The 16,420-nt window shown below is 54.5% G+C and carries 12 protein-coding genes; 3 read left to right on the forward strand and 9 right to left on the reverse strand.

Annotated elements, in window-relative coordinates:
* Positions 1-119 precede the first annotated feature (119 nt).
* From Q4606_RS05815 to Q4606_RS05825, 3 genes are all read left to right on the forward strand, one after another.
* Positions 120-1,973, forward strand: a complete 1,854-nt coding sequence (locus tag Q4606_RS05815) for a DUF1302 domain-containing protein (RefSeq protein WP_303597337.1) — start codon at positions 120-122, stop codon at positions 1,971-1,973.
* Between the two features lie 33 nt (positions 1,974-2,006).
* Positions 2,007-3,368 (forward strand): DUF1329 domain-containing protein, encoded by a 1,362-nt coding sequence (locus Q4606_RS05820; protein ID WP_303606931.1) that lies wholly within the window; start codon positions 2,007-2,009, stop codon positions 3,366-3,368.
* A gap of 163 nt (positions 3,369-3,531) precedes the next feature.
* A complete protein-coding gene (locus Q4606_RS05825) occupies positions 3,532-6,219 on the forward strand; it encodes a LuxR C-terminal-related transcriptional regulator (protein WP_303606932.1) in 2,688 nt (895 codons plus the stop codon).
* 12 nt (positions 6,220-6,231) lie between these two features.
* Here the strand turns inward: Q4606_RS05825 and Q4606_RS05830 are convergent, their stop codons facing one another.
* The 9 genes from Q4606_RS05830 to coaE form a co-directional block, all read right to left on the reverse strand.
* On the reverse strand, positions 6,232-7,146 hold the full coding sequence (locus tag Q4606_RS05830; protein ID WP_303597334.1) for an acyltransferase: 915 nt from the start codon (positions 7,144-7,146) through the stop codon (positions 6,232-6,234).
* A 37-nt stretch (positions 7,147-7,183) separates the two neighbouring features.
* Complete coding sequence (locus Q4606_RS05835) at positions 7,184-8,119, reverse strand: glucosaminidase domain-containing protein (RefSeq protein WP_303606933.1); 936 nt, start codon at positions 8,117-8,119, stop codon at positions 7,184-7,186.
* 101 nt (positions 8,120-8,220) lie between these two features.
* The gene (locus Q4606_RS05840; protein WP_303606934.1) at positions 8,221-10,413 is read right to left on the reverse strand and encodes a hypothetical protein; all 2,193 of its coding nucleotides are present in this window, start codon (positions 10,411-10,413) and stop codon (positions 8,221-8,223) included.
* A gap of 121 nt (positions 10,414-10,534) precedes the next feature.
* Complete coding sequence (locus Q4606_RS05845; protein ID WP_303597331.1) at positions 10,535-11,095, reverse strand: YfaZ family outer membrane protein; 561 nt, start codon at positions 11,093-11,095, stop codon at positions 10,535-10,537.
* 123 nt (positions 11,096-11,218) lie between these two features.
* Entirely contained in the window at positions 11,219-11,407 is a 189-nt protein-coding gene (gene yacG / locus Q4606_RS05850; protein WP_303597330.1) for a DNA gyrase inhibitor YacG, read from the reverse strand.
* A 17-nt stretch (positions 11,408-11,424) separates the two neighbouring features.
* Positions 11,425-13,785 (reverse strand): response regulator, encoded by a 2,361-nt coding sequence (locus Q4606_RS05855; protein WP_303606935.1) that lies wholly within the window; start codon positions 13,783-13,785, stop codon positions 11,425-11,427.
* Positions 13,786-13,828: 43 nt separating this feature from the next.
* Positions 13,829-14,572: a tRNA (N6-threonylcarbamoyladenosine(37)-N6)-methyltransferase TrmO gene (gene tsaA, locus Q4606_RS05860; RefSeq protein ID WP_303606936.1), complete on the reverse strand. Its 744-nt coding sequence runs from the start codon at positions 14,570-14,572 to the stop codon at positions 13,829-13,831.
* Between the two features lie 149 nt (positions 14,573-14,721).
* On the reverse strand, positions 14,722-15,843 hold the full coding sequence (locus Q4606_RS05865) for a hypothetical protein (RefSeq protein WP_303606937.1): 1,122 nt from the start codon (positions 15,841-15,843) through the stop codon (positions 14,722-14,724).
* On the reverse strand, positions 15,815-16,414 hold the full coding sequence (coaE, locus tag Q4606_RS05870; protein WP_303606938.1) for a dephospho-CoA kinase: 600 nt from the start codon (positions 16,412-16,414) through the stop codon (positions 15,815-15,817). Before coaE ends, Q4606_RS05865 begins: the two co-directional genes overlap by 29 nt.
* Between the last annotated feature and the right edge of the window lie 6 nt (positions 16,415-16,420).

Raw genomic sequence — 16,420 nt, forward strand, 5'->3', positions numbered from 1 at the left:
GCACTGGACAGCGTTAGCTATAGTGCCTACATCACGAGCACTGTGCATGAAGCCTCCAATACATCGTGAATACCAATAATCAGAGCAGCGACTCAGAACAACAATGGAGTAGCCTTCCAATGACAAGAAAAATACACCAATGGCAGCGTTGGACAAAATTACCGCTTGCTGTGGCAGTAGCGGCCGGTATGTCTGGCCAAGCATCTGCGTACTCTTTTTACCTTGGGGATGTAGAAGCCCAATTCAATACCACGCTTTCAGCCGGGGCTGGGTGGCGAGTTTCGGATCAGGACAAACGCCTGATTGCTCAAGGTAACCTCGGGCCTCAATATGCTAACACCACCACAGGTGCGTCTACTAACAACTACGACGACGGTAACCTGAACTTTGGCAAGGGAGACACCTACTCAAAGATCGTCAAAGGCAACAGTGAGCTTTTCCTCAACTACGATGTAAACGGCGATATGCTTACCCGAGTCGGGGCACTGGTCCGGGGCCGTTACTGGTACGATTTCGAACTGAAAGACGAGCAGCGCGCTGTTGACGATGTGGGTCAACGCCGGGAGCTGAATAGCCAGGTAAAAGATAATGCGTCCGGTGGTGAGTTACTGGACGCCTACGTGTTTACTGACTGGTATCTCGGCGATGTTCCCCTGAGTGTACGTTACGGTAAGCAGGTTTTGAGTTGGGGTGAGAGCACATTTATCCAGGGTGGGATCAACACGATAAATCCGGTGGATGTCCCGGCTTTCAGAGCTCCGGGCTCTGAGTTGAAAGATGCTCTTTTGCCGGTGGAAATGTTTTACATCTCAGCGGGCGTGACCGAGAACATCACGCTCGAAGCATTCGTGCAGACCGACTGGGCTCCGGTTCGACCTGATGATTGCGGTACTTTCTTCTCCACCAATGATTTTGCAGGGGATGGTTGCGGCCCAGTGCTTCTTGCCGGGCAGTTACCGGATTCCCAGGCCTATGCGCAAGGCTTCATTGCACCCCGCCTGGGTGATGTAGAGGCAGATTCAAAAGACCAGTTTGGTGTTGCCATGCGCTGGTATGTACCTGCATTGAACGATTCCGAGTTCGGCTTCTATTACATCAAGTACAACAGCCGCCTGCCTTACGTCAGTGGAACCATTAAAGACGTTGGCGGAACCTTCCCGTCCTATTTCATTGAATATCCTGAAAACATCAACCTCTACGGTATTAGCGTCAATACCAACGTAGCAGGCGGGTGGTCTCTGGGTGCAGAATACTCCTATCGTGACAAAATGCCGCTGCAATGGAACGCCTTCGAGCTGATTTATGGCGGGCTTCAACTTGCAAATCCGGTTGATGGCAGTCCGGTAAGTAAGCTGGAACAACAGCGTCTTGAAGAAGCAGGCGGGACGCTTACTCCAGGTTCCAGAGTTTCGGGTAATGATAGTTTCGGTGTTTCCCAAGCTCAGTTTACATTGATCAAATTCTTCGATCAGGTGATGGGTGCGAGCCGTCTGTCGTTGATCACGGAGTTTGGTGCAACATACATCCACGATCTTCCAAGCCTTGACGAGGCACGTTATGGCCGCTCGGGCACCTTTGGTCTCGGCACGCTGCCGACCGATGCTGGTGGTGGGAATATTGTTGATGTCTGCGCTGCAGGCGTGAACATCAACGCAAGCTATTGCACCAATGAAGGCTTCACGACAGACTTTTCCTGGGGCTATCGCGCCCGTTTGGTCTGGGATTACCCGAGCGCGATTGCCGGTATAAACCTGTCACCGCAGTTGGCCTGGAGTCATGACGTGCAGGGTTATAGCCCGCAACCTGGTGGAGCTTTCAACGAAGGCAGCAAAGCGATCGGCCTTTCCCTTCAGGGTGTTTATCAGAACAAGATTACCGGCAACATCGGTTATACAAACTTTTTCGGCGGCAAGCCGTATAACGAGTTGACTGATCGGGACTTCGTGAGTGCCAGCGTTTCCTACTCATTCTGAACCGTCAAGAATTCGTTTAACGAGGTACTGTAAATGAAACTAAACAAAAAAATACTGGCCACCGGCGTTTTGGCTGCGAGTCTTGTAGCAGGCCAGGCCTGGGGTGCAGTTTCTTCCGAAGAAGCAGCCAAACTCGGCGATTCACTTACGCCGATGGGTGCAGAAAAGGCGGGTAACGGTGGTGCGATTCCTGCCTGGACCGGTGGTTTGACAACGCCTCCCTCTGACTACAAAGGGGACGGAATCTATGTGAACCCATTCCCGGACGAGTCGCCTCAGTTCACGATCGATCAGAGCAATGTCGCGGAATACGCTGACAACCTGTCCCCCGGACAAATTGCGATGATCAAGCAGTACCCGGAGTATGTACTGCCGGTGTACGAGACTCACCGCACCGCGGTCTACCCGAAAGACGTTATGGATCAAACCGTCGAGAATGCGACCGGTACGGAACTGATCAAGGATGGTAACGGACTCGGAAACTACCAGTATGCGACGCCGTTCCCGATGCCGCAGAACGGCCTGGAAGCAATCTGGAACCACATTACACGCTATCGTGGTGGTTCGGTGCAGCGTAATGTTGGGCAGGCAACGCCTACCGCCAATGGCGCATACTCTATTGTGAAGTTTCAGGATGAGTTGACCTGGCGTACTTACCTGGAAGATTACAGCCCGGACGAGGACGCCAACGTGCTGTTTTACTTCAAACAGGCAATCACCGCACCGGCGCGTCTGGCCGGTAACGTATTGCTGGTTCATGAGACCATAGACCAGGTTTCAGAACCACGGCGTGCTTGGGTATACAACGCGGGCCAACGTCGTGTTCGACGTGCGCCTCAGGTTGCCTACGATGGGCCAGGTACTGCGTCTGACGGCATGCGTACGTCGGACAACTTCGATATGTTCAACGGTGCGCCAGATCGCTACAACTGGGAGCTGGTCGGCAAGAAGGAAATGTACATTCCGTATAACTCCTACAAGTTGGTTGACCGGGATCTGAGCTATGACCAGATTGTTAAAGCTGGCCATATCAACCAGGATCTGACCCGCTATGAGCTCCACCGGGTTTGGCATGTTCGTGCAACCCTGAAAGAAGGCGAGCGTCATATCTATGGCCAGCGTGATTTCTATATTGACGAAGACACCTGGCAGGCATCAGTGATCGACCACTACGATGGCCGTGGCGAGCTCTGGCGTGTAGCAGAAGCTCACTCCATGCAGTTCTACGATAAGATCGTTCCCTGGTATGCGGTTGAAACCCTTTATGACCTTCTGTCTGGCCGCTACCTGGTGCTGGGTCTGACAAACGAGGAAGTTAACCCCTACCAGTTTGGCGTCAAGCGTCAATCCAGAGATTACACGCCGGCAGCTCTGCGCAGAGCCGGAACCCGCTAAACGGGTGTGTTGATCTTAGGAAACGGCGGGCTTCGGCCCGCCGTTTCTGTTTTCATGATGGAAAACTGTCACGGTATAAATACCTTTTACGTCAAAACTTTGCAGCCAGCCCCTCAATTGGTTTAACCTCGCTATCATACTAAAGGTGTATGCGGGGCAGTGTGTGAAATCATTCAATGATGGCTATGCGGCCAATGACGAATTTCAGACAGCAAATAGCGGTCTACAGCGGGGTGAACTCGTAAGGGATTTGCTCAGGCAAAGGTTGCAGTTACCTGTTGTTCCAACCCATTCATTGGCACGCCCTCATCTTGATGCTCTCGTTGCCGAGGCATTAACACCACGCGGCGTGACGTTCGTGGAAGCGCCTTGTGGGTATGGAAAATCCCATACTGTTGCCATGGGGGTTCAGGCGGCGGGTATCAAAGACGAAGGTATTCGGTGGTTTCCGCTAAATTCTCAGGATAACGCACCAACCCGTTTTCTCAGCCTGCTGTCTGTGGCCCTTGATATTCCTGAATCTTCCGAAAGCAGTCTGCAAGGTGGCGCAACATTCTCTGACGCTCTCGCGATAATGCTCCTGGGGCTGAAAAAAACGCCCGCAGAGGAACACTCTGTTCTGATTCTGGATGGTCTCCACCATATCACCAACCCGGCGGTTATCGCCTTGATACAGCAGTTGGTGGCTGACATACCTTCTTACTTCTCGGTCGTTATGGTTTCAAGGCAAGCGCTACCCTATGAGACCCACGCTCTGGAACTGGAAAACCGGTTTACCCGAATTGGCGTCGAAAAGCTGGAGTTCAGTCGAAGCGAAACCTTTGAGTTTTTCCGGGATGTTTTGAGTGATCAACAGCTAACCAGTGTTGCGATTGACCACTTGTACGATCTTACCGAGGGCTGGCCAACGCCACTGGCGCTCTATCGTCGGGATATACTCCAAAGTACAGAGCGGCATACTGTTTCGGAAACGCCCGGAGTTGAGCGATTTTTGAAGGAATCCGTATTGGGCAACCTATCGCCCAGCCAGGTACGTGCTTTGAGGGCTATATCAGAGCTTGGACCTTGTTCCGATGAACTGGTGTTGGCACTTCAATCCCTCATACCAGACGGCGTAATGCTGCCTTCTGATGCTTATGAAAGAGGCCTGCCCCTAAAGGTCATGCCAGGTTGGGGCCGCTGGTATCGGCTCAACCCGCTGCTGGTGGAGTGGTTAAAAGCACCCGTAATGGCCGGTTATGCTGACAGGATGTTAGCCGCCAGTCAGTGGTTCGGCAGTCGCGATCAATTTCCCGAGGCTCTCAAATACTCGCTACTCGCAGGTGATGCGGAAGAAGTAATCCGTATCGCGTCTGAGGGATCCGAAGCGCTTCTGCTTGGGCAGGACACAGCATCACTTCTGCGTCTGCGCAAAAGCCTGCCTGCTCCCCTGCTTGAGCGCAGCTCCAGGCTTAGAATTGTATACAGTTGGGTACACGCCATTGGTGGTCAGTTCCGGCAGGCGCGAGCTCTTATTGACGGTATGGATGATGCGAGCCTGCAAGAGCATGAAGCACGAATCTGGGCACTCCGAGCGTTTATCCTGCGCGGGGAAGGGCAGGTTGCACCGGCGCTGGAAATGGCCGAGCGTGCTCTTTCCGGTCTGGAGCTTTCAACTCAGGGCCAGTTAGTCACCGAGATGGTTCGTGCCAGCGCTTTGTGTGCATCCGGACGTTTTACCGAAGCCAGGGAGGCCAACCGCGCGGCGTCCCGATTGGCGAGGGAGGCCGGGGACTCTGGTTCAGAAGCGCTGGCAGTATACTCCCATGCCCGGATTGAGCTTGGCAAAGGCGCGCTCAGGCATGCAGAGCAACTGCTGCGAACCGGGCTGGATACGGTTGTGCAGGAACTTGCCCGGCCCGCCCGAATTGGTGAGACACGGCTTCAGCTGAATCTTGTGCTGGTGCTTTGGCACCAGGGGCGTGACGCTGAGGCTGATCGCCTATTGGTAACCTGTGGGCGCCACGCAGAGCAGACCCGGGATCTTGGTCTCCTGCTGGCAATGGCTATCCGTGTATTGATGTGTCGCTCTCAGGGCCGTCTGGAAGACGCATTTGTCTGGATTGGGCGAGCAGAGCGCACCATGCATACCTGGCAGGTAGATGAGTCACTTTATGTGCCGGTTCTGGAAGCCCTGAAAGCCAGTTGCTGGCTGGCCCTCGGCCAGCTGGAAAGCGTCGCCCAGGCCCTTAGGAGATTACAACCCTACCGGGAAGCTGGATGCGTGCCGGAACTTTTTCCGATGATGCCGGGGTTATTGGACTGCCTTCAGGTGCGCCTGGATCTCGCCCGGGGCGAAACCGTAAGGGCGCGGGAAGCCCTCGCGAGTTCCCGCAAGCGCTATAATGAAGCCATCCCATGGGGCGTGGACATACACATGAGGCTATTGGAGGCCATACTCGTCAGCGAGGATAAAGGCCTGGCAGCCGCACAGAAGATGGTTTTAGCGGTGGTGTCGGAAGCTGAGAAGGAGCACTTTATAAGCCCATTTGCAGAGCTGAAGCTTGAGCTGAGGGACCTGATGGAAAAGGCTTACAATCAGCTCCCCGTCACCGCATTCCGAGCAGCCCTGGGGCATCTGTTTGGCATAGCAGAAGGCAAACTGCCCGCTTCGTTGGCTGAGCCTATCAGCGATCGCGAACAGAGTGTGCTTGAGCTCATTGCGCAAGGTTTATCGAACCAGGAAATTGCTGACAAACTGCACATCTCGTTGCATACGGTAAAAACGCATGCCCGGCGTATAAACGCCAAACTGGAGGTGCGTTCCCGCACCCAGGCGACCGTCCGGGCCCGTGAGCTTGGGCTGCTATGAAGCCTGCCAGATTCAGCTCTGGTTCAGGCTTTCGCTTTTGATTGCTTCAATCCGGGCATCTTTTTCGGCCCAGAGTTCACTTACCCACCGCTGAAATTCCACCCGGGTTTCCCGGCTGTTTTCATAATCCATGCCGAGAAACTGGGACGGAATTTCTCGTACCCGGATATCGATTACAATAGTGCGGATGCGCCCGCTGAGATAATCCCAGATGCCTATGCTGCGATTCTGCCCAGGGTAAACAATCGTAACATCCAGCATGGTATGCAGCATTTCGCCCATTGCACCCAGAACAAAAGCGGTGCCGCCTGCCCGTGGTTTCAGTAGATGCTTGTAAGGCGAGTTCTGGCGTTTTTGTTTCGCCGGCGTAAAGCGGGTTCCTTCCATGAAGTTGAAGACCGTGACGGGCGTATAGCGAAACTTTTCGCATGCCGCCTGGGTAGCGGCGATATCTTTACCCTTCAGTTCGGGCTTCCGTGCAATCTGCTCTTTTGTGTGGCGGTGCATAAAGGGAAAATCCAGTGCCCACCAGGCAACACCCAGTAACGGAACCCAGATTAGCTGCTTTTTCAGAAAGAACTTGAGCAGAGGTATTTGGCTGTTGAGTACGTACTGTATGGCCGGAATATCAGCCCAGCTTTGATGGTTGCAGGTGACGAAATACCAGTGTTCGCGGCTGAGCTGCTCTGCGCCCCGTACGTCCCACTCAACCTTGTGTAGCGTATCCATTACCAGGTTGTTGACTCCTATCCACACCCTGGCGATGGTGTTCAGTACAAGGGTGCAGCCTTTGCGAACAGCAATTATCGGAAGCACGAGCTTGAGCAGAGCAAACAATAGCAGAAACGGAAAGAGTATAAGGGTGTTTATCAACACGAGCAGAGCCGCCAGGGTTCCCTTCAGCGGCGCAGGCAGAAAATCAAGCATGCGGGAATGTCTCAGGTTATCAGGGGTTAATCGGAGATCAGCCCTCGGCCGAAGCAGCGGTTCTCTCTCCTGCAATCTGGCCAGGGAGAAGTGTCTGCCCGGCTTTCGCCGATGCCAGACTCTTCAGATGCGACGGGCTGCGGTCGCTTAAAATATTCCTGAACTCCATGTCGTAAAATTCCAGATTGTTATAACGGATCATTGAGCGAATTTCACTAACATATTCTTCGCCGCGTTCAGAATAGCTGCTTAACCCGCGGGCGAGAGCAAGCCCCGAAAGCGGGTCACCGGTTTTTCTGTCATCGAGGCGTGTATCACGCAGTCCCTGGTAGCTGGCATGCCGGTTCAGGTTCTGAATATAGGCTCGCACAGAGTGATAGGGCGATGAGAAAGATGCCACTTCATGGCTGGCACCTTCAATTCTGTTCAAAGGTACCAGGCCGCAACCTTTAGTAAAGCACCACTGGCCAAACAGATTGTTTCCTCGAAGAGCAAAGCGGGAGGTCCCCCAGGCTGATTCGTTAGCGGCCTGGGCCAGAATCAGGGAAGGCGGAATAATATCCAGACGTTTCCTCAGCAAGGCGAATTGCTCAGGGCTGCCAGGCTCCTCGTCTACACGCAGGCGTTTTGATTGGGCTGCGAGCCAGGCGTATTCCTTTTTCGACAGGGTATCCTTAGTGGCAAGGCTGTCCAGATAGTCTCGTTCAATAAGTATGCGCGAGTTTGCGAGGACGATGCGCGGGTACAGGAATGAGAAAAAGGCCACTTTCTTTTCTGTCGTGTCCTGATAGCCAGAGAAATCCGGAAGTTCTTCCCGGGCCCACGCAGGTAGAGGAGGGAGTGAGCTCAGAGCGGGCTCAGAGCCGCTGGTATCGTCATAGGTTGATTTTTCTGAGGGTACGTAAAGCCCGCCTCCGATAGCAAAAGCGACTAGCGGGACTACCAGCATTAACGAGCGCATTGCAGCTGACATAAAACCTCTCTTCACAACCTGTCTCTGTGCCCGGCAGGCTTTTCAAGCGGGGTATGGGTTGATAATTATAACAGGTTGTACGAGCAGGGATGTCTGAGGGTTCACGGAAGCCGGGTTGCGATCAAAAGTCCGAGCTGCTCCTCGCCATTGGTGACGTTTTGCAGGACGAGATAAAACTGGCTTTGATCCTGGGTCACAAGGCCGTTCAACAAAAGGTCTCCGGCACTGAAACTGACACGGCCGCTGCCCTCATCGCTGTACGCCAGGTTTGCGCTTAATTGTCCTGAGTTGGGTGGGGAGACACTTTCGTCGTTTACGGAATGGAGCACTTCAAGTGTCTTACTATCGAGACTTGCAGTGCTGCCCGAGAGTTCCAGAACGCCGTTGTCCAGGTGAGTGAGTCGGTTGAAGCCATCTACCATACCGAGCACAAAGCCCTGCACTCGGTATTGTCCGGAGCCTGGTGCCGCTGAGAGGCTTTGTTCACCGGCAATGAGTAAACCATCGCCCATTGCCCCGCTTGTCGATGCTGCGTTGGCCAGATTAAACGCCAGTAGCGAGCCGTCCGGCACACTGGCACCAACGCCCAGATCCGGCTGACCGGAAGCTCCGGCCGGGTTGTTGATATCGAGATTGAGCCGGCCAATTTCCTTGTTACCGCTGCTAAGAAGGGCGGTGCGCGGAGTAATAATCCAGCTGTCAGAACGGGCGCCTGTGTTGTCTGCATAGGCTGCGCCTGAACTGTCGCGGCTGAGTGTGGTAAATGCCTGAATTTGGGTGACGGAACTGTTACCGGAACTCGCACGTACCTGCCATGAGCCAGATCCTGCTTCAACCTGTACGGGTGTTGCTGATTCTGAAAACCGTGTGGTCAGATAAACCGTGTTGTAATCACGATCATTCAGGATGTCCGTATCAAATCCCTCCTCCCGCAGCAGGTTCAGTTCCAGCGCGGAGAGATAATGAACTTCCAGCTCATCTTTACGCCTCAGCTTGCTGTCTTCGGATTCCAATGCGATGGCTTTGCCTGCACTGAAGTAGCCCGCCAATGCTCGATCCGGGCCAGTATTGGTGCTGCCGGCTCCTCCGGTGTAGGCGTCCAGAAAGTACGGGTTACGGGTCCAGCCAATCGTTCTGGCGCTGTTTTTATCGGTAATGCTCTGGTAGAGCGACCGGCCAGCCAGCAAGCGGGCGTCCTCCTCCAGGGTGGCGGCACCGGGCGATGTTGAGTGAGTGTTCAGGGCCCAGGTGTCTTCTCCCCGCGCATAAAAATCGTTGCCCGATTTGTGAACCAGGGTTTTTCGGTCGTAAGGAATTTGCGTGGCAAGAGACGTTACCTTGATGTTGAAAACATCAAAGCTTGCCAATGTGAGCCCGGGGTATCGGTATGCGGGTGTGGAGCTGGTGCCGGTTTGCTCCTCGCGCCCGAGGCGAACACCCCATTGGCCAGACCCACTAAAACTGCTCTCAAGAAAGGTTTGCCCCAGCTCTACGCCCATGAAAACCGAGTTGTAATCCGCCGAACTCGCTGAAATTTTGCCGGAGGACTGATCGTCCAGAAGTGCATAGTTCGCCATTGAGGAGACGTAGCTGGCAAAATCAGCGCGTTGGGAAAGCAAATCCAGTGCACTGGCAACACTGGCGCCGGTCGGAATATCAATCTCGAAATCGTGAACCTGGTCAGCCAGGGCGGGCCAGACGTATTTATTGAGACACAGAGCGTTATTTGAGGCGTTGACGCAATCAATAATGCCCTGGTATTCGCCGGAGGTATAATGCGGGATTGTGTTGCGTACCAGGTACTCGGAGAACGGATTGATTTTGATGTCCCGGTCGGCGTCGGCTGCCAGGGCTCGCAGGGTGGCGTTCCCATAACTGGCTTCGATGATTACGTCTGGCCCCTGGAGCTGGCCATTCTGAAACCTGATTATGGTAAAACCGTTGCTGTCCTTACGACTGGTGTAAAGAACAGAGCCAAGGTTCTGCAGGTTACGGTTGGTTTGATAAACGCTGATGGAGTCTGGTTGAACGAGGCGCAGGTTACGCCGTGTAGGTTCACCGTCCGGTGCGAGGCTGGCGGGCATTTCAAGAGTAATTCGGACTTCGTCGGTGCTCAGGCCACTGGTATTGCCGGAATCGCCGGTGCTGCCGGGGCTGAAGTCGTCCACGGGGTTTTTCGTGCCAGCAAATGAATTGGGTTGATTGCGCACGCTGTCAATGGCGTCTTCGCCACCCCCGCAGGCAGTGGTCAGCGCAACAAACGATAAAAGAAATAACCCGGGATTCAGTCGCATGTCTGGCAGTCCGTGCAAAAAACGGTAGCCAGTCTAGCAGTGAGCGTTGCAGGAAAGCGTGAGGAAGGGCACGAAACGGGCGCCTGAGAACAGAGCGCCCGTTTGAAGCAACTGAACGGCTTTAGAAGAAAATCTTCATGCCAGCCATAACGCCTTCGTCCAGATTAATGTCACCCCGGTAGGGGGAATCCAGTTCGGTGTTCAGGTAGCGGTAGCCGGCAAACAACTCAGCATTGCGGATAACCCGGTAGCTGCCACGGAGCTCAACGCTGGTCATCTCTTCAGAGTCGCCAAACGATAGGATTCGCGGGGCATAGTGCAGGCCACCCGTGAACGACAGGCCCGGTACCTTGGGAACGTTCACGGTAGCAAAGCCTCCCAGGCCCACTGCGCCGCCATCCAGATGGTCGTCGTCCCAGCCTATGGCACGCATACCAATGCCGGCGGTTGTGGGCAGGTTGCCCAGAGCGGTGCGGCCCTGAGCATGAAAATCTACGTTACCAATGTGGCGGCTGCCTTCATGGTAGGTATAGCCGGCGCCAAGCTGAAGGTCGTTGTTGTTGCCAAAGAAGTTTACCTGGCCCTTTACGGAATCGTTGGTCAGGCTCAGATCCAAATCGCTGGCAAATGCAGGCGCAGCAGCCAGAGAAAGAACCAACACGGAAATACGGGATACTTTCATTCTTTTACCTTCTTGATTGCGGTGCACGTACTGATTGGGGCGAATGGTAACGGGCTGACTGGGGTACCACAACTTACAAGCGTGTAAGCTCGTGGAAAGAACCATGCGATGATGTCTGCACAATCAGTGGCGTGTTGTTTCGCCGCCCTGGTCAAGATCATCCGGAGATGCATTCTCCGCAGGAACCCGGTATTCCTCATTAGCCCAGGCTCCAAGGTCAATCAGCTTGCAGCGTTCTGAACAGAATGGTCTGGAAGGGTTGGACTCCGACCATTCTACGGATTTATTGCAGGTGGGGCATTCTACGTTCATGTGGACCTTTCAAATCGCTAAACAGGGGCTTTTGCTGGAATGTCATGGGCATATTGTTCCAGAACAGCCCTGAGCATTGCAATATTGACGGGCTTGGCAACAAACGAATCCATCCCGGCCTGGCGGCAGCGCTCCTCATCCTCTTCCATGGCGCTGGCGGTAAGAGCAACCACCGGAACCCGAGGCCGTTTTCGGGAGATTTCCCACGCTCGCAGACGCCTGGTGGCTTCAAAGCCGTCGACCCGGGGCATTACGCAATCCATAAATATCAGATCGAATGGGTGCCATTGCCACAGGCTGGATGCAGCCTCCCCATCATTCGCTGTCATGACATCGCATCCCAGTTTTTCCAGCAACCTGCGGGTGAGCGTGCGATTTACCGGGTTATCTTCAACCAGCAGCACCTTCATTCTGCGAGATGTGAGTTCACGGCGTTTTTCAGTGTCGTCGCTTGCCTGAAGAGAAAAACGTGTGAGAAAACGTCGCTCATCCTTCGTGGCATCCTCAAAAAGCTGGTTCAGAATCGGCGTCAGACAGGATTCGCGCAAGGATTTGCTGAGAAAGGCATCTGACCCGGCCTGGCGAAAATGTTCGGCATCACCGCGCTGAGGGTTGGATGAGAGAATCAAGAGGCGCATATCGGTCCATAAAGGATTCCCCCTAATCTGGCGGCACAGCAGGTCGCTGTCCATATCCGGCAAGAAACCGTCGAGAATGATGGCGTCAAACGGTTCCTGACTGTCGAATGCCAGCCGCAATGACGTGAGTGCTTCGCCGGCGGATTTAACTGCCTCGATGTGGACATCATGGCGCGACAGCATTTCCAGCGTAATCTTGCGAGAGAGCTCGTACGAATCGGCTACAAGAACCCGCTTACCCTTCAGCATGCGCGTATCTGGGCGCACTCGGGGTGTGTTCTCCGGCGTTGTGGGCAGCGTAAGCTCAACCCAGAACGTAGAACCTTCACCGGGCTGGCTCTCCAGGTCCAGAGAGCCAGCCATCAGATCGACGAGCTGTCGGCAGATGGTCAGCCCCAACCCGGCGCCAGGTAGCTGACGTTGGAACCTCTGGCCCAACTGCACGTATGGCTCATACACCAGCGGAATGTCTTCGGGGTTAATGCCAATGCCTGTATCTTCTACTGCCAGACGCAAGCGAACCTTCTCATCCCGGCGCCCCAGTACTTCGATACTGATCAGCACGTGCCCGGAATCGGTAAACTTGATGGCGTTGGAAACCAGATTCAGTAACACCTGACGGATTCGCACCGGGTCACCGCGCAGTGCCCAGGGCAGCTCTTCGTCAATGCGTAGTTCCAGGGCCAGCCCTTTCTCCCGTGCACGTTCGCCCAGCATGTGCACCAGGTCGTTCAGGGTTTCCCGCAGATCGAAAGGGATGTCCTCAAGCACAAGCTTTCCAGCTTCCATGCTGGAAATGTCGAGCAAATCGTTGATGATGGCGGAGAGGCCTTCTGAAGCGCTCAGCAGAGTGTGCACGTACTCCTTCTGCTCCTGATCCAACGACGTGTCGGTCAACAGGTTGGCGTAGCCGAGAACCGACTGCAGAGGCGTGCGCAGTTCGTGGCTTACATTGGCAAGAAACTGGTTTTTCGCACGATTGGCCCGAATGGCTTCATCCCGCTCATCCTGTGATTGAATGGTGGTTTGCCGGAGTGATCGGGTATCTTCCAGAATCTGCAGCCGCATTTTGTTAAGTGCCTGCTCAAGCTCTGAAAGCTCATCGGGCTTGCGGGGCGGTTTGCGCTTCAGGTGTAGCGGATCCACCAGTGCATCCAGGTTCAGCCGTGCGGCGTAATCCGCCATGGTTTCGAGGTGGCGGGAGAGGGTGAGGCGAACAATAATCACGAGCCCCAGTGTGCCGAGCATTACCACAATTGACTGGAACAACAGGTTAATCAGGGCGCCACTGCGCAGTTCTGTGTACACCTGCTCAACTGACGAGGTGATAGTAAGGGTGCCCATGTTTTCGGGGCCGCGGTACGTAGAGCGGTTGAAGACTAGCGGGAAGGTTTGTGAAATTACCCGGCCCTCCGGGTGGCCTCCGGTACTGAAATGCTCTCCCGAAGATGTCACAACGCTGGCGTAATCAATCGCCTCTACTGCCCGCATGTCATCCAGACTGTTGGCCACCTCGCTGAAGTTCATCAGCCAGATGTTATTGCTCATGCCACCGGATACCAGACCTGCGGCCCGTTTCTGGGTTTCCTCGAGATCGGACTTTCGGCGCTCAAACTCGCCGATCATCTGCACACCGGTGGCAACCAGGGAGAGCACCAGGCTGAATATCAGAACATACGCAAGCAGCCGCATTGCAAGCGGCCGGATACCCATACGCGTAAACATTCGATTTGAAGGCAAGGCACAAATTCCCTGTGTCGACTACTAAACCACCCGGAGAAGTCTAACAGACCGTCAGCACTTCGACACGTTTCTGTGAACGATCATTCATAAACCGGAATCGCACGTTCAGATTGTAGAGGTGGGCGCCGTAAATACGCTCTTCATCCCGCCCCCTGCGAAAGGAGGGCCGGGGGTCGTAGCTCACAACATCGGTGATGAGCAACTTCAGGTCTGGATACTGCTCTGCAGGCAGATTAGCAAGTTGCGCCTCTGCTTCTGGCAGAAAAATGACATCCAGACGCTCGGTCGGCGCTGATTCAGCCCATCCCAGCCCTGCATCTGGCACCGAATCCGCAAACGGTAGATAGGGCTTGATATCGAGAATCGGCGTGCCATCAATCAGATCATGATCGCTTATTCTCAATAAAAACTGGCTATCTGCGCGCACAAGCCCTTCGTTTCTAACCACAGATAAGCCAAGGCTATTGGGCCGGAACGGTGAGCGGGAGGCGAACACCCCCATTTTCAGGTTTCCGCCCAGGCGAGGGGGGCGAACCACGGGGCGCCACTCGGCCCGAACGGCTTCATGAAACTGGAAGATCAGCCAGAGATGGCTGGCTGTTTCCAGGCCGCGGAAGGCATCTTCCCGGTTGTAAGGTGGCTGTATAATCAGATCGGCCCTGGCATAGCGTGTTAGGCCCGGTTGCCGGGGAACTCCGAATTTGTCCTTGAAGCACGACCTGGTGATGGCGATGGGTGAAAGCGCGAGTGCATCGGATGCGGGAATAGAGTGGTGTCTGGGCATGGGTCCTGATTCATACTCCGTGGTTGAGGCCTGCAAGCGGGGCCTTCCGGGAACCGCTACAAGCACATCCCTGTGCGCTTGACTCCGGCCATCCATGGCCTCCGACATTCCCGGAAGGCCCCGCTTGCAGGCCTCTTCGGGTTTTGGAGTTAGAAATCCGGGTTAATGCTACCGGAAAAGAACATTTCTACACGAAAAAGAAGAGAGCCCTGGTCTTTAAAACTCTTTTCTCTTGGAAACGTCAAGGCTGGAATTACTTCAGCAAACAGCCAGTCGCTATGGAGCCTGTAACGCCAGGTAAGGTCAACAAACGCCGAAGTTGTTCGCCAGTTCGGTTTGCTCTCGCCGAGAACGCCCACGCGCGGATTGAGTGTTGAGCGATTATTGAGGCGCTTGTAAGTGCTGAAAATCTGCGAAGCAACAAACTTGCTGTCGCTATGTACCCACTCAAGCTCCGAAGATGACCAGAAACGCCAACCATGACCAACATCCCGGCTGGCACTTAACCAAGTGTTGGCACCCCAGCCTTCCTGGTGGTAGTAGTAAAAGCGCTGCTGAGCCCGAATTGCCCAGTCTTCGTCTGCTTTCCAGCGCTTTTCGGCCGTGGCCCGCCAGAAGACATCCGGCGGAAATCGCAGGCGGGCGCCAATGTCGTTTGACAGGTTGATGGCGTCTCCGATCTGTGAGAGATACCGCAATGCGCCAGTCGCCGTGCCGGTCGTTCGGTCTGCTTCGGTCAATTGCCGGTCGCGCTGACGCTCTTCGAGCGGAACGAGGTCATCACTTTCGCTTTCGATAACCAGGCGCAACTTACGTTTTGTAGTGGGTATATCCAGGCGGAAACGGGCTTCCGGTTCAAACTGGGCCGGGTCGCCGTACTCTGACTCGGTAGCGAAGCCGAGGCGCAAGTAGCTTTCGTTGTTCGGGAGGTTATGGCTTTCGCCTGAGAGCATTCTGTCTGCCCAGTTGCCGAGGGACTGAACCTTTGGTCCCTGAATACGCTCCTGGCGCAGGATAAAGTTGCTGAAACCCATCCAGTAGGAGTCTATTGGCTCTGCCCAGTACTCATCAGGCTCAAACGTATAGAACGAAAGAGGCAGTGTCGCAGGCGCCAGGGTGTCAGATATAGAGTGTTCCTGAACCTTGAACACGGGTTCGATACTGTAACCGTTGGTGCTGATTAGATAGAGCAGAGCTGCAACTGTCCGGGCAAAAGCCGAACTCTGCCTCAAATGGAACAAATCAACCAAAGTCCACCATGAACCTTTCATGCAGTGCGCGAACCTCAGCGGCTACTTTTTCTGCGGGCTGGTTATTGTCAATAACGGCATTTGCCTTGGCTGTGCGATGGTTTCTTGGAAGCTGCGCCGCGATAATGCGTTCAACCTGCTCACGGGAATTGGTGTCCCGGGCCATGGTACGTTCAATCTGCACCTCTTCAGGCACATCGACCACCAGAACCCGTTCAGTCAACTTGTGCTGATCGGTTTCAAGTAGCAGGGGAGACACTAACAGAACATAAGGCAAAGTATAATCGGCAGGATGTAGCTGGCGTATCAGCTCTTCACGAATTATCGGATGCAGCAGACTTTCCAGCCACGCACGCTGTTCCGGCTGTTCGAACACGATTTGCCGAAGGCGTGCTCTGTCCAGTGCTCCTTCACTTGTGAGAATCTCCTGCCCGAAATGATCTGCAATAGCTGCCAGCGCAGGCTTGCCCGGCTCCACTACTTCGCGGGCTACATCGTCTGCATCCACCCAATGCACGCCCAAAGCGCCAAAATGACGCGCGACTGTTGATTTGCCAGATCCAATGCCGCCAGTAAGGCCTAAAACGATCATCTGATG

The sequence above is a fragment of the Marinobacter sp. 1_MG-2023 genome, from assembly GCF_030549045.1.
Taxonomy (GTDB): domain Bacteria; phylum Pseudomonadota; class Gammaproteobacteria; order Pseudomonadales; family Oleiphilaceae; genus Marinobacter.